Origin of the sequence: Candidatus Ichthyocystis sparus, from assembly GCF_900078745.1 — a bacterium.
GTDB lineage: Bacteria > Pseudomonadota > Gammaproteobacteria > Burkholderiales > 2013Ark19i > Ichthyocystis > Ichthyocystis sparus.
Window position 1 is genome coordinate 45026 of sequence record NZ_FKII01000042.1, and the last position, 19196, is coordinate 64221.

Sequence of the window (19196 nt, forward strand, 5' to 3'; positions counted from 1 at the left end):
GGTCCATTATACTCAACAAAAGAAAAAAATGCTGCTAGACATTACACTGAAATCTCACCTAGAATCACCGACACTTGATATCCTTCAATAGAGTCATAGTACTAATAAACTGTTCTTTTTCAGCTTCATTTAGTGACCTTTTGCTCATCAACTTCAAGAAATGATCATACTTTTCTTCCAAACAATTTCTCTTAAGAGCTAGGCAATACTCCTTAAAAGCCACGGCCCATTCCTCGTCACTGCGTTCAGCACTAGACAATGAAAAAACTCTAGAAAACCAAGATGACCTAGGATGGTATTTAAGGCGATCGCTAAGATTTTCAATAGAGAACTCCTTTGCTGGTAAATCTGACAGTATTAACACTAGGTCACGAAGAGCATAAAACTCTTCTGACTCTACATTCAATAATTCCCTTGGAAAATCAGAGACATTACCAGGCCTTGACAACAGCAATCTTGCCACACGTTGTGCTAAAGAGGGAACATATCTATCACCTTTATCTGCTGTCCTACGACCAGAGAAACGGGGCTTATTATGTACAGAGGCTTGCATCTCTTTGGAATTATTAACATACTTTCCCCCATCAACAACCGCATTTGAAAATATTTGAGACAAATGTGTATCCGGAATGTCTACTACAGACGATAGTTCATGTACCAAGGCCGCACGAAAAATTGGAGCGTTAATTTTTGATAAAATTGCACGTAGATCATGAACCATCAAGGCACGTCCTTCTACCGTATCCACTTTGTAGCGTAATCTCCAATCATCAATTAGAAATAAAGACAGCGGCTTTGCCTTAAAAATAATCTCTTGAAAACCCCTAGAGCCATGGCTTGCAACATATGAATCGGGATCTTCCCCCTTTGGCAACAACAAAAAATATACTTGTTTGCCATCTGGTAAAATTGATAGCGTATTTTCTGCAACACGAATAGCCGCCTTTCTGCCTGCATCATCACCATCGAAACAGTAATAAATAGTATCCGCGTAGCGAAACAGCAGTTTAGTTTGAGATAAAGTACATGCAGTTCCCAAACTAGCAACAACGTTGTTAATGCCATGCTGATTTAGTGAAAGCAGGTCCATGTAGCCCTCAACAACAATCACCGACCTTTCTTTCCTGACAAAGGATGAATTTTCATACAATCCATACAATTCGTGTCCCTTCCTAAACAAGGTAGTATCAGGAGAGTTAAGATATTTAGGTTGAACACCCTCTGTCAGAACGCGCCCACCAAAGCCGATAAAATCACCATTAAATGATCTTATGGGAAACATGATGCGATTACGAAATCGATCATACAGTCCTCCCTTAGAACTTTTGGATACTAGTCCTACTTCCTGAAGGGCAGTAAGAGAATATTGGCTTCGAAAAAAAATCCGCAGATTCTGGTATGAATTTGGGGCAAACCCCAAGTTAAACCTCTCAAGAACCTCAGATTGCAAACCTCGATTGGTTAGGTAAGATAACACCGCGTCATTAGTCAGCAATTGCTCTCTATAAAAAGACACAGCCTTGGATAACCATTCACTAAGTCCTTTATTTTTATCATTTTGCAGACTTGCAGAAATTGGAACTGTCAAGCCCACCATAGATGACAACTTGGTCACCGCTTCTGGAAAAGGCAGGCGGCTGTGGCGCATCATAAAACTAATTGCAGTACCATGGGCACCACAACCAAAACAATGATAAAACTGCTTAGCCGGACTCACTGTAAAAGAAGGAGTCTTCTCAGAGTGGAATGGACAGCAAGCAACGTAATTAGCACCAACCTTCTTTAGATCAAGATACGGACGCAATACAGAAACTATATCGAGACGATGCAAAAGCTCCCGTACAAAGTCTTCGCTGATCAATCAAGAACCTTCCTTGCTACCACCTGAAAGGCGCTTAGACAAGGCATCTTTAACGATACGAGACACCTGTCCGAGATCAGCCTTACCGATAAGCTTGGGCTTCAACTCCGACATAACTGCAGAAATGTCGCTCATTTTGGAGCAGCCTACCACAGAAAAAGCCTCTTCAACCATCTTGTACAACTCTGACTCTGACAGTGACTCCGGCAAGTAACGGGATATAATATCCATCTCAAACTGCTCCCTGTCAGCAAGCTCGATGCGACCAGCTAAGATATAACAATCCCTAGAATCTTGCCTTTTCTTCTTCTCTCTAACCAAGACGGAGATAATCATATCATCACTAAAATCCACCCTATCGTCTATGTGCTTCTGCTTAATAGCGGCCCACAAAAGACGCAACGCAGACAAAGTAGCAGCATCCCTGCTACGCATGGCCTGCTTTATGTCATCCTGGATAGAAATCTCTAGCGACATATCCCCTCCCCAGTCAGTGTGTACAAAGCCCCCAATTTATCGCGGTGGTGGCAAAGCTTGGCTACGCAAACGCTTAAAGTGCCGCTTAACGGCAGCTGCAAAACGCCTTTTCCTGACTGCAGTAGGCTTCTCATAGTACTCCCTTGACCTAAGCTCAGTCAGAACCCCAGCCTTCTCCACTGCCCTTTTGAACCGCCTAACGGCAGCCTCAAACGGCTCATTTTCCTTTACACGTACTCCTGGCATGAAAACCTTCCCTAGAAAAAAAAAACACCCCACCCTACTATATATTGGGAGCTACTCGTAACAATTGCAATGAAATACACCCACCAACACAAATGGACTAATCATGAACTCAAATCAATCTCATATCGTCCTTGGAATAGAAACTTCATGTGACGAAACAGGACTGGCCCTATACGATACACGAAAAGGGATATTAGCAGAAGTGCTGTCATCACAAATTGAAGTTCATGCAGCATATGGGGGAGTAGTCCCGGAAATTGCTTCCCGTGACCACGCAAGTAAAATTTCACCTCTATTCGGGCAGGTACTAAGTGATGCAAATATCTGCTTTGGCGATATATCTTTGATAGCATATACCAGAGGACCTGGATTAGCGGGAGCACTTATGGTGGGAGCTGCTTTTGCTCAAGGGTTAGCCTGGCATAGCAACAAACCCTTGCTTGGTATAAATCATTTAGAAGCCCACCTCCTTAGTCCAATGATGTCGATTACAGACCTCTCATTTCCTTATGTAGGCATGTTAATTTCTGGAGGTCATACACAAATTTTTCATGTAGAAGGTCTAGGAAATTATAAATTACTTGGAGAAACCAAAGATGATGCTATTGGTGAAGCCTTTGATAAAACTGCCAAATTGCTCGGATTGGGGTATCCAGGTGGCCCAGCTGTATCAAAAATGGCAAAAGAATTTTCACCTGAAGTTCATCCAATTACCTATTTACCAAAACCCATGTTACACAGTCCTGACCTAGATATGAGCTTTAGTGGAATCAAAACTGCGGTAAAAAATAGCATAAAAAAAATTGGAAAACCTCTAACCCAAGATCAAAAAATTTCCATTGCAAAATCATTTGAGGATGCGTGCACAGAAGTCGTAGTGGAAAAAATTAGAAAATCTTGTGTACAAACGGGTCTTACCAAATTTGTTATAACTGGCGGAGTAAGTGCAAATAGCAACATACGGAAAAAGGCTAGGCTTCTTGCTGAAAAAAATAAGTGGCAAGATTTCTTTCCAGACAATCACCTTTGTACAGATAACGGATCCATGATCGCTCACGCTGCAGCGCTACATTTAGTAGACGGAAAAATTAATAAATGCTCTGTCGCACCACAGCCGTTAGTTCTCCCGAGATGGCCACTAACCAACCTCAATCATGATTAATGACAGCATCCGCAAAAAACCCAAATGATTGGTTTTTTTAAACAGAATCTTCCGCAAAACTGTTATTACTTGCTTTATGACCATTCTTGCTAGGTTCCACTGCATCGGAAAGATTGCCCTTACTTCCAGATTGACTGTTATTTTCTAATTCACAGTAAAATTTATAACAGTTGCACCCTGCCTGCTTGCACTTGTACATGGCCTCATCAGCAAACTCAACCAAAGTATTAGAATCGCCACCATCGTCAGGACATAAGCTGACACCGACGCTAGCGTATATTTGAACATGATTTCCAGCGATTAAAAGTGGCTCACCAATAGAGTTAACAATTTTTTCAGCCACACAACGCACTTTATCAATTTCAGAAACACTAGGCAAAAGAATTATAAACTCATCCCCACCCAACCTAGCAACTGTATCAGAGGAGCGCAACAATGAACGAAGACGATACGCTGTCATCTCCAACACTCGATCGCCAACGCTGTGGCCAAGAGTATCGTTTACCAACTTGAAGCGATCTAAGTCAAGCATAATCACGGCTAATTGGCACGATTGCCTATCAAGCTGGCGAATGGCCTGTTGCAACCTATCGATAAACAAGCGTCTATTAGGAAGACCTGTTAGCTCATCATGCATGGCAAGATAAAGCATGTGGTCCTCTACTTGCTTCTTAGGTGTAATATCGGTTGCTATCCCAGCAACACCTCTCAAATATCCTCCCATAGACCTCATAGCAGTCAAACTAAATTTAATGCGCTTCACGCTGCCATCAGCATGGAGTATATTCACTTCTCTCTCGGAAGTAGCTCCTAAATCGAACAAATCGCTAAATACTCTCTTATCAGGGGTATCTGTTTCATCAACAATAATATCTCCGATATAGGTATCAATTAAGTCTTCAGGAGAACGACCCAACAATCTCATAGAACCACGAGCATTGGTGTATTTAAAATGAAGATTATCATCTAGATAAAATACCAAATCATTAGCAGTTTCGGCCAAACCATGGTACATAGCTCGCTGACCGTGAAGATTCTCTTCTGTTTTTTTTCTTTCAGTTAAATCGGATATCGACCAAATAATTCCCTTTCCATTTAATCGATACTCTTCTATAGGTCTACATGCAACACCTACCCAAAAATTACTTCCATCGGAGCGAACAGCCTCAGATTCAGCAAGATCTTGTTCGGTATTATCTGCTACCACTGGTCTATTTTTAGGATCAAAAAGGCGATTAAGGGTAGAAATGTCTAAAAATAGCTTAGAAACACTTTCTCCAACTAAGTTAGATAGACTATATCCGAACATACGAGAAACACTCTCGTTAGCATTGATAATTACACCTTCTCGAGAAACTATAATGCCGTTGGGAACAGCGTCAAAAATAGCCCTTTGACGTTCCAATAGGACCTTGTTCTCGTAAAACATACGTAGTCCATCAATAACAACTTTATGTTGCTTGTAGTAATAAATCGATAAAACTGGGACCATAATAATGCTCATAACGCCTAATGTTCTAACTGCGTCATCAGGATGAAAAACTTGCGCGATGCCAATGGGCAAAATCAAGCTAAGAACATATGAGAAAAAACCAATAGAGGTATACAGAAGAGTAAAGGCCGTCCCCATTGCCAAAACAGCAATGGTAGCTGTGTACCCCATTTGCCAAGTTGTAGGCAATATCACAGAAAAGTTGACCAATCCTATGCTTATAGCTAAAGCACTAATTGCTCCTACAATGGCATGTATAACTTCGAAACGACCAAGATTATTTTCCACCGTACAATTTTTAAGTAAGCTTGCCATAAAGACACGGGCAAAAGTAAATAAAACAGCCAAAACAAGCCAAAAAATTACTTTATACCTATCGTTTACTTCAAAAATTGGAATAGACATGCCAATAACTACTGGCAATGAAACAAGCCATGACATAGCAACAAGATTGGCAGTATGTAGCAACCTATCCAAATGGATCATCTTATCAATATATGGATCGCTGGATGGAAATGACATAGGCATTTGCACAAAATAAATGGCGTAACCAAGGGAGTACATGATACATCTGGGATAGCATGGCCAGCCTTCTACCATAACCTAATAGTGGAGAAAATCTATCATCATTACCTGGATATGGAAAAGTATAGACATACAACTACGAGCGCTGCCATGCTGATGTAACACGCTAGCAGATTAACGTAACCAATATGGAGCCAAGAATAACCGCATGGACACTGCATTGCAGTAGTGACTCGAACTACCTAAACAGACAATAGCTAAAGCTATCAGGAGATGGTCAGATGCATGCTTCCATAACCATTCGCTCGACGCAAGCACCTAGTAAGGAAAGCTTCTCGGGCATACTTTCATAACCTCGATCTATAAAGTCGACATTACTGATTACACTAGTTCCTTCCGAGCACAAAGCAGCAATAACAAGGGCGGCAGCAGCACGAAGATCCGTGGCATTAATTGCTCCGGCACGCAGCAAAGAACCACCTTCTATACATGCAGTATCTCCATTGACTGAAATTCTACAACCTAGTCGTTGTAACTCACAAACATGTGCAAAACGACCTTCAAAAATTCTTTCAATTATCCGCGAAGAACCTGAAGCAACGCTGTCAACAACCATAAATGGCGCTTGCAAATCAGTGGGAAACCCGGGATAGGGAGCAGTGACGATATCCACTCCCGATAGTTTACAAGAAGATTTTATAGAAATAATGTCACTATCGTACTCTCTTACAGAGCAACCAGTAGCCCTAAGGACATCGATAACCGATCGCAGCAGATTGTGATTAATATTTCTTAAGGTAACCTCTCCGCCTGTAGCAGCGCAAGCACATAAGTAGGTGCCAGCCTCAATGCGATCTGGCATGACACTATACTCCACACCAGAGAGTGATTTTACGCCAGCAATACGTATCGTTGATGTACCAGCACCATATATGCATGCCCCCATCTGATTCAAACAATTCGCTAAATCAACAATTTCTGGCTCGCAGGCAGCACCATTCAAAACGGTTACACCATCTGCTAATACCGCTGCCATTATAAGATTTTCTGTACCTGTAACAGTTACACAGTCAAATGAAATGTTGGTACCGACAAGGCCAACACATGAACCTAGTATATTGTTATCCCTGCATTCAAAAATCACACCCATTTTTGATAATGCTTTTATGTGCTGATCAATAGGCCTACGGCCAATTGCACATCCTCCAGGTTCAAGAAACTCAACACAGCCCAGCCTAGCCAAAAGAGGACCGACTACCAGTATAGAGGCACGCATATCACGAACCAATGCTAGTGGGATAATGTAACTATCCAACTCCTTAGCTGAAAGATAAAGCGAGCAAAAAGATTGCCAACGAACATCGACCCCTATAGAACGCAGCAGAGCAATCATTGTCTCGACGTCCTTCAATCGGGGCACACCGTGAAAAACCACAGGCGACGAAGTAAGTAGGCAGGCACTTAACATAGGAAGGACAGCATTTTTGGCACCGGAGATATCTATCTCTCCGTTAAGGCCACTTATTCTGCCCTTAATACAAAAACAACTCATTTACCCCTCTTCTCCCACTCTGAATGAGTAAAAGTTCTTAAGGAAAGGGCATGTATCAAATCAGATGAAATCTGTTTACTCAGGGAATTCATAATAAGGCGGTGACGATTAATAAGGGACATACCATCAAAACGGTGGCTAACAACCACCGCGTGAAAATGGCGCCCATCGTCACCCTCTACAGTTACAAAGGCACCATCATCATCCAAAATGTGAACAATACAAGAACGGAGATTATCCGGAGTCATACAAAAAATCTATTCTCTGAGACGATATCCGGAGACTAAAATACAGTAATTAATAAAGGATATACAGATAAAAATAACAAACAGCACAAAAAATGACAAACCAGGGTTACAATCAGAGTTGCCTAAAAAGCCGAACCTCACACCCTCTACTATATAAAAAACTGGATTAACGAGCAGAAACCTTTGAAACACTTCTGAAACATTAGAAAAGGGGAAGAACACGGCTGATAGAAAAGTTAGTGGAAAAACGATACAGCTGTTGAAAAAAGCAAGGTGATCAAAATCTCTCCCCCACACCCCTGCAATGAGACCTAATCCTCCCAAAATTAACGTTCCCAATAGAGAAAAACCTATTAGATACAGTGGCTCTCTTATCGGGTGACTCCAAAACAAAGTAGAGACTATCCAAACCACTAAACCAACTATGAAAGCCCTTAGAACACTTGCCAAAACATATGCCCAGTAAAAAGACATCGGACAAATGGGCGCCATAAGCAAGAAATGAAGATTACCTGTAACCTTTGCTAAGGTTATGCTGGTAGATGAATTCATGAATGCTGCTTGCAGCATGGTCATTATAATCAGGCCAGGAACCAAAAAATCTATGTATCCCCACCCGTACCAATCAAAGTAGCGAGAAGGAACTGCCTTGGAAAACACGATAAGGTACAAGACAGAAACAAATGCGGGAGAAAATATAGTCTGTCCAAATACTCGATAAAAACGCAAACATTCCTTGTAAAACAAGGTACGTATCTTTATCACTACGATCCCTCCTTAGCGGCGCGCATTAGACGCACATACAAATCCTCCAAACTCGTTCTCTGGACAAGTAGATGATATAGGCCCAAGGGAATCAACTCAGACAACAGTGTAATAAGCTGGCTATACTCTTCCAATATAAGTGAATATTGGGCATCCTCATGTTGTCTTAGAAACTGATGCCATTGCCCTGGCAATGAAACACCTTGGGGCAGAAAAAACGATACTGACATTCTCTCCCCTTCATTCAAATCGCTAAATGAACCAACATTTATTAAGCAGCCAGCCCGCATAAATGACATTCTGTCGCATAATTGCTCTGCTTCAGCCAAATAATGTGTAGTTAGAACTATAGTATGACCATCAGCATTAAGACGTTTTATAAATCTCCACAAAGATAACCTTTGTTCCACATCAACACCAGCAGTTGGTTCATCCAAAACAATGACTGGTGGTCTATGAACAAGGGCCAATGCAACCATAACACGTCTTTTCATACCACCAGACAGGCGTCCCATAATATGTTTTTCTTTTTCATAAAGCCCGAGTTCATGTAAAAGCTCGTCTATCCAATAGGCATCTGGCCTAATACCACATAAACCGCTCTGTAATTCTAAAACTTCGCGAACCTTTAAAAAAGGATCATAAACCAACTCTTGAGGCACAACACCAAGAAGGGCACGAGTCTCAGTAGAAGAAATTGAAACCAACTTGCCACCAATTTTAACTGTTCCTGCGGAAGATTTAATCAAACCGCCCATTATACTTATTAGGGTAGTTTTTCCAGCACCATTGGGGCCAAGCAATCCAAAAATCTCAGATTTACGTATAGAAAATGTAACATCATTCAAGGCACGAAAAGAACCATAAAACTTAGTCAAACCGGACACTTCAACCATAAATTTGTCTGTCATGGTGCTATATCCCTAGACAAGCAATCATCAACACCGAATATTATATCGCGCGCGCCATATAAACCTGATAGTGCAAGAACTTTATCAGGAAATCCTCGAAAAGTTACAGTAGGACGAAACCGACGGCAGGCCAGCAATAAAAGCAAAATTGATGAATCCCACATGACAATATTACTACCGTCAACACAGGAAAAATCCAAAGAAGAAATTTTCTCAACTGTACCTGACAGTTCATGAGAAACGAGCTGCATGGTCCACTGCCCTTCTAGAAAGAGATAATCATCCCTAAGAGACCACATTATCCTTATTCTCCTTGTTGATTTGGCGTAAAAACTCAAAAACACCATCCATACCTTCACTTCCATAAGTAGCTTCAAGCTGTTGGCGATAACTTGAAATCAGACTAATACCAGAAACTGAGACATCATAAATCATCCAATCTCCATTAACACGTAGAAGGTAGTAGTCAACCTTTGTTACATGGTCGGGGTGGCCATCACTTACTATGGTATGTACGATGGACTGAATATCACTAGTATCTGAACTTACAACCGATGATTTATACCCTAAAAATCTTGATAATCCATCCGAATAGTTATCAAATAATACAGTTCTAAACTCTTGTACAAGACGGCGCTTCTCCTCCAGGCTGAGCTTCATCCAATTTCTTCCAAATGCAAGTGCTGTCATACGTGTGAAGTCAAAGTACTTGTCGGCTACCTCCAACCCACGGCTGTTCAGTTCTCGCTTCAAGCTATCGTTTGACTTAGTCTTCCCAAGCAATACTAAAAAGCGATCAGAGATACACTCCATTAGCAATACAGGCGTTTTAGCATTATGCCCTTCATGCTCCTTTCTACACCCAATCAATCCATCCCACATGGGAGAGTTATTATCTAACAAATTATTGGACTTAGCTCTTGAGGTAGGTGCAGGTGAATTAACTTTCACAAAGGCACTAGATGTGCCGTTTCTGGGGGGAACGGTAGTACCAGATTTGCTATTGTTGGGAGGAACGGTAGTACCAGATTTGCCATTGTTAGGGGGAACGGTAGTACCAGATTTGCCATTGCTAGGGGGAACGGTAGTACCAGATTTGCCATTGTTAGGGGGAACGGTAGTACCAGATTTGCCATTGCTAGGGGGAACAGTGGTACTAGATGTGCTATTAGCAGACACAGTGAAAAAGCTCAATTTTTGATTATCAGCCAAACAAACAGATAGCCACAATAACGACAGCACGGCTAAAGGAGTCAAACTAAGGTATCCTTTTAATGACATTACATGCCCTTTCTTATTTTGGTCACAAACTACAACGGATTTTTAATGATTTCATCTAAATCCTCCTGTGAGAATGCATTAGCAGAATAGTCACCAGCGTAAATAAGGTATACAGTATGTTGCCAATATACAGAACGCACAAAAACATACTTATCTGCAGTAGAAAATAAATCTGAGCCTCCTGCACTCAACAAATTGGACAAATTGTTGACCCCCTTCAAAGCATAAACCGCCACTTGCCAAGGAAGGTATGAAATTGGGTCCCAAATTTTATCAACCAATATTCCCAATCCAGAACGTACTGTTGCGGGACCTATTATTGGTAAAAAAAGATATGGCCCCGGGGGAAATCCCCAATGCGCAAGGGTTAGGCCAAAATCTTGGTAATTCTTAGACCATCCCAAAACTCCGGCTGCATTTCCCATACCCAAAACCCCGAATACAGTATTTAATGTAACGCGTACAAAATCAGAAAAGAAAGCTTTGAATTTTCCTTGTAAAAGCTCATTAATTGCTGTGCCAACATCGTTAATATTCTCAAAAAAATTATTCACCATTAACGGTATTGGAGGAGGTAATTTTTGAGAATAAAATAATGCCACATGATTAATAAAAGCCGCACTGGCCTTGCTACTTTTGATATAATTATTCACATTATACGTCTCCCACGGATCATACAATGCGTGACCACGCACAACAACGGCGGGACCACCTTCCTTACGGTTTACTGAAAAGGCGCTTGCGTGTACAGGTTTATAAGCACATAAAATGGACAATAAGCACCAAAATAATAAACATCTGTAGGCGTATAGCATCTATTTATTCAAATGATTAACAAGAAACTGTGATAGCACCTTTTCCAAAATCCATGCTGATTGCGTATGAAAAACCCTGTCACCATTTTTAAGGGTATTGGTATCCAACCCTGCCTCTATACCGATAAATTGAGCCCCTAAGATACCAGTGGTCAAAATCAGCGCAGTTGAGTCTATAGGAAATCTATAAATATCCATTATGTGCATGTGAACAATGGCTTGGTATGTTTTGGGATCAAGTCCTATGCCTACAACACGCCCTACCAAAACCCCCCCACTCTTTACGGGAGATCCTATACTTAATTGCCCCACATTTTGGAAAACGGCAGTCACCTCATAGTATTTTTCTCTTTCCCAAAAAGAAACTCCCCTCGTAGCCATTGCCGCCAGGAAAAAAAGCCCTATCAAAGCCAATAAAAAAAACAGACCAACGGTCAAATCGTAACGACGGTACTCCATGTAAAACCACCCTCCCCGAACTGTAACGGTAAAATAGCCCTCTCTCACAAAACAGAAAACATAAATGAAGTCATAACAAAGTCTAAGACAAAAACACAAAGAGAGCTCAACACAACCGCCTGGGTAGTAGCTTTAGACATACCAGATACAGTAGGCGGACACACGTAACCCAAAAACAAAGAAATCCAAGTGATTACAAATCCAAACACAACACTTTTTAATAATCCATTACCAATATCATTAAAAAATAACAAAGAATTGGTAATGTTTAGCCAAAAAACTCCAGGATCTATGTTAAACCACGACACTGAAACAACATAGCACCCTAAAACACCTATTACGGAAAATAGAATAGTCAGTACTGGAACTACCAAAAAAGATGCAATAAACCTAATAAAGAAAATCTTTTCCCATATGTTTATACCAATAGCTGAAAGTGCTTTGAGCTCCTCACGAGACCTCATCATGCTTATAGATGCAGCAAGAGCAGATCCTGTACGAGATGCATACAAAAGCGCAGTTACAACCGGACCCAACTCTCTAACTAAGGACAATGCCACTAAGTAACCCACACTTTCAACTGCACCATAATGGCTAAGCGCGTAATACATCTGCAGTGCCAATACCATCCCAACAAAAAACGCAGAAAGCGAAATTATTGGCAAAGACAAAACACCACAAAAATGTATTTGTCTCAACCAGCGACCGGGATAAGAGAGAGTAGAGTGTTCGATAATGGTAAGTAAAAAACGAAGACCCTTTCCCAACACAGCGGGCTTTCCTACAAACCTTCCGACAGCACGAGACCAATATAAAATCATTCTACAATCCTCAAGTTCTCCGCCAACGACAAACTACTTACAGAAGACCTATGGACTAAATTAACATCACCTCGTATAAAGCTCTGTACTTCATTTTTCTCACTAGACAGAAACTCACCAGGCGTACCATCAAACACTAATGAACCACCTACAAGCAGCAATACCCTGTCAAATATGTTTATTAAATCACCAACATGATGGGTAATAATAACTGTCGATAGATTAAAAATACGGGTCAAGGAAAGTATAAGATTAGATATAGAATTAACAGCTGCTGGATCAAGACCAGAAAAAGGTTCGTCACATAGCAATATACGGGGATCCAATGAAATGGCACGCGCCAAAGATACCCTACGTGCCATGCCTCCTGACAGTTCAGAGGGAAACAAAGTAGCAGCTGAACGCAAGCCAACAGCCTCTAACTTCATCCATGTTAAATCGCTTATAGCTTCCCCAGAAAAAGAAGTAATCTCTCTAAGTGGGAATGCTACGTTATCAAACACTGATAAATCTGAAAACAGAGCCCCTGTTTGAAACAAAATCCCCATTTGCCGACGAATGCTAAACAGGTCACTCAAAGAACAATGAGATAAATTAAGCTTACAGACCTCTACATAACCTTTGGATGGAAACAACAACCCTGCCATAAGTTCAATAAGAGTTGTTTTACCCCCTCCACTAAAACCCATAACAGCTACAATTTCACCATAATTAACAGAAAGGCTAATATCTGACAGAATTCTTGTTTCCTCGCGAAAAAAGTCAACACCTGATAAGTGTATAGCTTTACCTGAGAAACCATACATATGCTGTTCTCTCTTTCTTTTGCCCAAACCGTGTCCGTGCGCGGATTCGTGTGTATTTTATCCACAAAAGCTATTATTATACACTTGGTATGGGTAAGACATTACAATCTATGGCCCTGGAATTATGTGCGTTATCCCTGAAAAAACAATGATCTCCTTGCTGCTGGGTAGCCGAAGAAAACCGCCATCTGTGCTGTTACATATCATTTCATCCTTAACAATTGCTGTTCAGGTTGCTTCGCTAAACTGCATTGGATTTGAGAAAATACCACTTCTTACAAGAAATTTATCGGGTTTATTACTCGCAATATCAATTATTAATACGATAGTGTCATTAATATTGCTCTGCACAAAAAGGGCACCCAAATTACCTAATCAAGAAATTTCCCTCTTCATGCTCTGCGCAGGTTCAATTTTGCCAGGATTAAATCACCATATTCCTTTTACCCATTACCTTCTTATAGCTCCCTGGCCCTTGGTATTCATAGTGTACGTATGTCTATTCCACAAATTTCGCTACAAAATGACCTTAATGTGGACCTATACTCTGTCCTTAATGGGGTTTATGACTTATCGTTTTTGCGGGACTCGTTTCATAGTGTATACGACCGCACAAATAGCATTGTTAGATGGTTATTATCAGAAAAACCTTATTCTTCTATCAGCAGTTATTCTTGTAGTGCATGCAACATATGCAAAATATCAAAATACAAAAATGCGGGTAGCAGCATCATTAATAGCAGCAGAAACTGAAGAACGACTCAAAACAGAAGAAATACTTCTAAATACTTTACCGCTAAGAGTAATATGCAGATTAAAAAAGGGGGAAAGGATTATAGCCGATCGCTTCGGAAAGGCAACGATTCTATTTGCCGATTTGGTGGGGTTCACACAAATGGCACATAAAGTTACTCCCTCACAGCTTTTTCGTATGATAAACAAAATATTTCTAGAGTTTGATAAAATAACCAACGAAAAACATTTGGAAAAAATTAAAACCAATGGTGATTCATACATGGTTGCTGGTGGGATATCTCCTGACAGTCCAGATAATCCATCCCTAGCGGCGGTAGAATTAGCACTTAAAATGAAGACCATTATTAATGAATTATCCGCTCACAATAAAGACAAACTTCAGCTTAGAATAGGAATAAGCACAGGACCAGTAGTTGCTGGCGTACTGGGTTCAAGAAAATTCATGTTTGATGTTTGGGGAGATACGGTAAATATTGCTAGCAGGCTGAGCAATGAAGGCAGTCCTCAAAGCATCTTGGTTGACGAAATGACGTATAAACTTTGCCAAAATCCCGAACTATTTGATGAACCGAAAGAGATTTTGCTGAAGGGAAAAGGGAAATGCTTATCTTACCCTACTAAAGCAAAAGCTAATTTATGGAAAACGGCAAACACAGAGAATATTGATGAAGGATGAACTCAATCCTCAGCAAAAAGAGGCAGTAGAATTTTTTGGGGGACCGTTACTAGTCATTGCAGGTGCTGGAAGCGGGAAGACAAGGGTCATCAGCCATAAAATAAAACATATGATTGACATACAGTATTGTAAGCCCAACCAAATAGCAGCCATAACATTTACGAACAAGGCTGCCCGTGATATGCGGGAGCGCTTAAGTAAATTGGTCAGGCTTGGCACAAGAAACTCACCCCTTGTAAGCACTTTCCATACTGTGGGACTACAAATTCTACGACAAGAAGCTCCTCTTATAGGGATAAAAGATAAATTCTCAGTTTTGGATAGCAATGACGCGCTGTCCATACTACAGGATTTAACTTCCACTAAAAGCAAGAGTAGCTCAGCCAAAATCAAAAATCAGATATCTCTGTGGAAGAATCTCAATATTTTTCCAGATAAGGCTCTCCAACTAGCCAGCACTGAAGAAGAACATCAAACTGCAGTTATATATGATCGTTATCAGCAAACACTAATGGGGTATCAATCGGTTGATTTTGATGATCTCATAGCCCTGCCTTTATTTATATTTGAAACAAACCATGAGCGCTTACAATTTTGGCAAAACCAGATTCGCTATTTTCTTGTTGATGAATATCAAGACACTAGTCAGATACAATATAACCTAGTAAAAAAGCTTACATACCCTGAGGGAAGGTGCACTTTTGTAGGTGATGATGACCAGGCAATATACGCTTGGCGTGGAGCAACGCGTGAAAATATCCAACTCCTTCAGAAAGATTATCCACATCTTAAAATTGTTAGACTGGAACAAAATTACCGTTCTACCAACAATATACTTAAAGCAGCCAATAACTTAATTAAAAAAAATCAGAATCTATTTGAAAAAAACCTATGGTCAAAACTGGGGGAAGGAAAACCGATTACTCTTACTTCGTACAGGGTAGAAGAGCTAGAAGCAAAGCATACGGTTCTCTCAATTATTCAACACCGTCTACTACACGGTAACAACTGGTCTCAGTACGCAATATTGTACCGCAGCAACTACCAATCACGCTTGTTTGAGAATTACCTACAACAAAATGGAATCCCATATAATCTATCGGGTGGGCAGTCTTTCTTCGAGCGCACAGAAATTAAGGATATCTTGGCCTATTTGAGGATTATTATTAATAGCCAAGACGATGTATCATTTATTCGTGCTGCCACTAGGCCTCGTAATGGTATTGGGCCAACAACACTTAAAAAACTGGGCCAATATGCATCTGAAAGACAGATTAGTCTTTTTGAGGCGATTTTTGAAACAGGATTAACATTTCACCTAAATGAAAAAGCAGTTGACATACTTAGAGAATTTGGAAATTTCATTAACAATATTGCATTTCGTGCACAATCTGAGCCGGCTGACGTAATAGTCAAGGATATACTGGACAGCATACGTTATGAGGAATATTTGTTAGATAATTTTCATGACAAGGAAGCAAGTAAAAGATGGAAGAATATTATTAGCTTTTGTGAATTCATAAAAAGACAACAGGAAAAAGATAATAGGAATCTATCAATAATTACTCAAAACATTACTCTAATGAACATCATCTCCAAGAAAGAAGATGAAAAAGAGAAAATGTTGGAAATGAGTACATTACATGCAGCTAAGGGCTTGGAATTTGATCATGTATTCATTGTTGGATGCAACGATGAGATTATCCCGCATCAGGAATCTATAGATACGAACTCTGTAGAAGAGGAACGTCGTCTAATGTACGTGGGAACCACTCGGGCTCGACGTGAACTAACCATAAGCTTTACGGAGAAAAGAAAAACTGGAGGTGAATTAGTAGAGAGCTTACCTTCTAGATTCATAGAGGAAATGGGGCTAGATATTAATAAAACATCTAACACACAAATACCTACGCAAGAAGAAAAACAAAACTACCTAGATAGGATGAAAAGTTTAGGATCGCAGAGAAAAAAGACAAAACTACCTTGCTAACCCACAGAGGGAAAGAGCAAAGTTACTTTGCTAAGTTTATCCGCTGGACTTTATCATATAATCGACGGCGGCTTTAACCTCGTCATCTGTAAGGGATGAATTGCCTCCCTTTGGGGGCATTACCCCATACCCATTAATAGCATGCTTATAAAGCTCCTCTATGGGTTTTTTGTGTTTCTTCCAATCTTCCTTATTTCCGAAACGCGGGGCCCCAGCAATTCCTGCAGCATGACAAACCGCACACACTTTGCCATACACTTTATCACCGGTATCAGCAGGCAAAACAAAGGGATACGCAAATAGCAGACCAACCGTAATCAAGTAAGTTGCACGCCCAAATACCACCATAATAGTCGCCCCATACTGTGCTCAGCAGTTTCCCTATACTACTAAATAGTCCTCCCACCTACCTATTTAAGGCACATTCACAGAAGAACTGCTACTATCTATCAGTCGCAGAAGCTATTTTATCAGCCACGGAAGCTATTTTCCGGCCACAGAAGAACTGCTATCTGCTAACTTTACACTACCTATGGGAGAAATACGCTGTACCGTTTCACTAATCACTTCCGGATCATCCATCATATGATCGTCTAGTGCAAAAATAGAAAATCTCGCTGCCAGAATACAAACAAGTATAGGAATAGCAAAACCCAATATTACTATAATTGTCAATTGGGCCGGTTTAATACCTTTAGATGACGACACGTCCAAGCTCCTCTCTTATGTAGCTAAACAAGGCAGGCGTATAATATCATGTAGACGTCTTATGTCTGTTTCTATATCCTCAACTAAATCAGTTTTTTATAGCGCCTGTAGCTCAGCGGATAGAGTGTTGGCCTCCGAAGCCAAAGGTCGTGGGTTCAATTCCCGCCAGGCGCGCCACAAAACAATCTAATCAATTCAAGGTAGTAACCATGGTTAGGACGAGATTCGCACCAAGCCCAACCGGACTTTTGCACATGGGTGGAGTAAGAACGGCACTATATGCATGGGCATTTGCTAGACACAACAATGGTAAATTCATACTACGCATAGAGAACACTGATCGCGAACGATCCACAGATGCCGCCACACAGGTAATATTAGAAAGCTTGGAGTGGCTGGGTCTTAACTATGATGAAGGACCTTATTACCAAATGAAAAGGCTAGATCGATACAAAGCTGTTATCGATACCTTGCTTGGGAATGGGTTAGCTTACTACTGCTACATGTCGTTGGAGGAACTAAATACATTAAGGGAACAGCAGCGCAGACATAACGAAAAACCTAGATATAATGGACACTGGCGGCCAGAAAATGCGGCCAAATTGAACTTAAAGATCCAACCAGGAACGCAGCCCGTAATCCGATTCCGTAATCCTGATTCTGGTGTGGTTCAATGGAGAGACTTAATAAAGGGCAATATATCCTTCAACAATGAGGAGCTAGACGATTTTGTTATAGCAAGGCAAGATGGAACCCCCACATATAACTTCTGCGTCGTAGTAGATGATTGGGACATGCAAATCACACATGTAATAAGAGGTGATGACCATGTAAATAACACTCCTAAGCAGATTAATATACTACGAGCTTTGGGTGCTACGGTTCCACAGTATGCCCACCTGTCGACAATTTGCTCTGATGATGGTCAAAAATTGTCAAAACGCTCTGGGGCTATATCTGTGCTCCAATACCGTGATGAGGGATATCTTCCTGAAGCGATTATAAATTACCTATCACGTTTGGGATGGTCACACGGAGACGATGAAATATTCAGTCGCGAACAACTAATTGAATGGTTTGATATAGACAATGTTTCTGGTGTTCCAGCAAGATTTGATCCGGAAAAGCTACTATGGATAAACCGGCACTACCTGCAACACTCTGTGTCTTCCAATATAGTAGGCAAAGTAAAAGAATTTATATCGCAGTTAAACGTTACCATAGATGACTCGATTGATATCAATTCGCTGGTAGATATAAACAAATCGCGCTCCGGCACCATTGTAGAATTAGCAGAAAACATATCAATGTACTACTCTCCAAGGAAACTTGAGGAAAAAAGCCTGTTGCTACTGAAAAAAGAAAAAACTCAAGACATTTTGCGTGAGTTAAAAAACAAACTATCAGCAATAAGTTGGGAAAAGGAAACCTTAGATAAGTTGGTTAGGGATATATCAAAGGAAAAACAACTAAAACTGTCGGAAGTGGCCATACCACTTCGTCTATGTTTACTTGGAACCCAACACTCAGCTCCATTTGACCAAGTTTTGGTAGTGCTAGGGAAAAATATCGTACTACAAAGACTGGATGGATATTTGTCCAAGGACTAAACATCAATGTGCTAGAATAATGATCGTTTGATCAT

At 40.6% G+C, this 19196-nt stretch carries 20 protein-coding genes and 1 tRNA gene; 5 read left to right on the forward strand and 16 right to left on the reverse strand.

Annotation, left to right across the window (positions count from 1 at the left end):
- Positions 1–64: 64 nt before the first annotated feature.
- Genes dnaG through rpsU form a run of 3 tightly spaced genes read right to left on the reverse strand, consistent with a single transcriptional unit; the run spans position 65 to position 2584 of the window.
- Complete coding sequence (gene dnaG / locus A6733_RS00655) at positions 65–1861, reverse strand: DNA primase (RefSeq protein ID WP_092401335.1); 1797 nt, start codon at positions 1859–1861, stop codon at positions 65–67.
- A complete protein-coding gene (locus tag A6733_RS00660) occupies positions 1862–2338 on the reverse strand; it encodes a GatB/YqeY domain-containing protein (protein WP_092401332.1) in 477 nt (158 codons plus the stop codon).
- 36 nt (positions 2339–2374) lie between these two features.
- A complete protein-coding gene (rpsU, locus tag A6733_RS00665) occupies positions 2375–2584 on the reverse strand; it encodes a 30S ribosomal protein S21 (protein ID WP_092401329.1) in 210 nt (69 codons plus the stop codon).
- Positions 2585–2687: 103 nt separating this feature from the next.
- On the opposite strand from rpsU, the gene tsaD reads away from it, so the two are divergent.
- Positions 2688–3746, forward strand: a complete 1059-nt coding sequence (gene tsaD, locus A6733_RS00670) for a tRNA (adenosine(37)-N6)-threonylcarbamoyltransferase complex transferase subunit TsaD (RefSeq protein ID WP_092401326.1) — start codon at positions 2688–2690, stop codon at positions 3744–3746.
- A 37-nt stretch (positions 3747–3783) separates the two neighbouring features.
- Here the strand turns inward: tsaD and A6733_RS00675 are convergent, their stop codons facing one another.
- The 11 genes from A6733_RS00675 to A6733_RS00725 all read right to left on the reverse strand — a co-directional run bounded on the left by A6733_RS00675 (position 3784) and on the right by A6733_RS00725 (position 13421).
- Positions 3784–5760, reverse strand: coding sequence for a diguanylate cyclase domain-containing protein (locus tag A6733_RS00675; RefSeq protein WP_175330472.1), 1977 nt, complete (start codon positions 5758–5760; stop codon positions 3784–3786).
- Positions 5761–6040: 280 nt separating this feature from the next.
- Positions 6041–7315: a UDP-N-acetylglucosamine 1-carboxyvinyltransferase gene (gene murA, locus A6733_RS00680; protein ID WP_092401320.1), complete on the reverse strand. Its 1275-nt coding sequence runs from the start codon at positions 7313–7315 to the stop codon at positions 6041–6043.
- Entirely contained in the window at positions 7312–7563 is a 252-nt protein-coding gene (locus A6733_RS00685) for a BolA family protein (protein WP_092401317.1), read from the reverse strand. Before A6733_RS00685 ends, murA begins: the two co-directional genes overlap by 4 nt.
- A 9-nt stretch (positions 7564–7572) precedes the next feature.
- Positions 7573–8328 carry an ABC transporter permease gene (locus A6733_RS00690; RefSeq protein ID WP_175330473.1) on the reverse strand — a complete coding sequence of 252 codons (756 nt, stop codon included), beginning with the start codon at positions 8326–8328 and terminating at the stop codon, positions 7573–7575.
- A complete protein-coding gene (locus A6733_RS00695; protein ID WP_242641450.1) occupies positions 8328–9239 on the reverse strand; it encodes an ABC transporter ATP-binding protein in 912 nt (303 codons plus the stop codon). Before A6733_RS00695 ends, A6733_RS00690 begins: the two co-directional genes overlap by 1 nt.
- Positions 9236–9538, reverse strand: a complete 303-nt coding sequence (locus tag A6733_RS00700) for a hypothetical protein (protein WP_092401311.1) — start codon at positions 9536–9538, stop codon at positions 9236–9238. The genes A6733_RS00695 and A6733_RS00700 overlap by 4 nt, the downstream gene beginning before the upstream one ends.
- The gene (locus A6733_RS00705; RefSeq protein WP_092460239.1) at positions 9525–10520 is read right to left on the reverse strand and encodes a Tgt2/MlaC family protein; all 996 of its coding nucleotides are present in this window, start codon (positions 10518–10520) and stop codon (positions 9525–9527) included. Before A6733_RS00705 ends, A6733_RS00700 begins: the two co-directional genes overlap by 14 nt.
- A 29-nt stretch (positions 10521–10549) precedes the next feature.
- Positions 10550–11296 (reverse strand): MlaA family lipoprotein, encoded by a 747-nt coding sequence (locus tag A6733_RS00710; RefSeq protein WP_175330474.1) that lies wholly within the window; start codon positions 11294–11296, stop codon positions 10550–10552.
- 39 nt (positions 11297–11335) lie between these two features.
- Positions 11336–11794, reverse strand: coding sequence for an outer membrane lipid asymmetry maintenance protein MlaD (gene mlaD, locus A6733_RS00715; RefSeq protein WP_092401302.1), 459 nt, complete (start codon positions 11792–11794; stop codon positions 11336–11338).
- A 44-nt stretch (positions 11795–11838) separates the two neighbouring features.
- The gene (locus A6733_RS00720; protein ID WP_092401299.1) at positions 11839–12615 is read right to left on the reverse strand and encodes an MlaE family lipid ABC transporter permease subunit; all 777 of its coding nucleotides are present in this window, start codon (positions 12613–12615) and stop codon (positions 11839–11841) included.
- The gene (locus A6733_RS00725; RefSeq protein WP_092401295.1) at positions 12612–13421 is read right to left on the reverse strand and encodes an ABC transporter ATP-binding protein; all 810 of its coding nucleotides are present in this window, start codon (positions 13419–13421) and stop codon (positions 12612–12614) included. Before A6733_RS00725 ends, A6733_RS00720 begins: the two co-directional genes overlap by 4 nt.
- 124 nt (positions 13422–13545) lie before the next feature.
- Here A6733_RS00725 and A6733_RS09325 point away from each other — a divergent pair, with 124 nt between their 5' ends.
- Both A6733_RS09325 and A6733_RS00735 read left to right on the forward strand, forming a co-directional pair.
- Positions 13546–14853: an adenylate/guanylate cyclase domain-containing protein gene (locus A6733_RS09325; RefSeq protein WP_092401292.1), complete on the forward strand. Its 1308-nt coding sequence runs from the start codon at positions 13546–13548 to the stop codon at positions 14851–14853.
- On the forward strand, positions 14843–16843 hold the full coding sequence (locus A6733_RS00735; protein WP_092401289.1) for an ATP-dependent helicase: 2001 nt from the start codon (positions 14843–14845) through the stop codon (positions 16841–16843). Before A6733_RS09325 ends, A6733_RS00735 begins: the two co-directional genes overlap by 11 nt.
- 36 nt (positions 16844–16879) lie before the next feature.
- On the opposite strand, the gene A6733_RS00740 is transcribed toward A6733_RS00735, so the two are convergent.
- Together A6733_RS00740 and A6733_RS00745 are read right to left on the reverse strand one after the other, a co-directional pair.
- A complete protein-coding gene (locus tag A6733_RS00740) occupies positions 16880–17191 on the reverse strand; it encodes a c-type cytochrome (protein WP_092401286.1) in 312 nt (103 codons plus the stop codon).
- A 135-nt stretch (positions 17192–17326) separates the two neighbouring features.
- The gene (locus A6733_RS00745; RefSeq protein ID WP_092401282.1) at positions 17327–17551 is read right to left on the reverse strand and encodes a hypothetical protein; all 225 of its coding nucleotides are present in this window, start codon (positions 17549–17551) and stop codon (positions 17327–17329) included.
- A 101-nt stretch (positions 17552–17652) separates the two neighbouring features.
- Between A6733_RS00745 and A6733_RS00750 the strand changes: the two genes are divergently transcribed.
- Positions 17653–17728: transfer RNA gene (locus A6733_RS00750), tRNA-Arg, on the forward strand.
- Positions 17729–17760: 32 nt separating this feature from the next.
- Positions 17761–19161, forward strand: a complete 1401-nt coding sequence (gene gltX, locus A6733_RS00755) for a glutamate--tRNA ligase (protein ID WP_092414828.1) — start codon at positions 17761–17763, stop codon at positions 19159–19161.
- Positions 19162–19196: the final 35 nt, after the last annotated feature.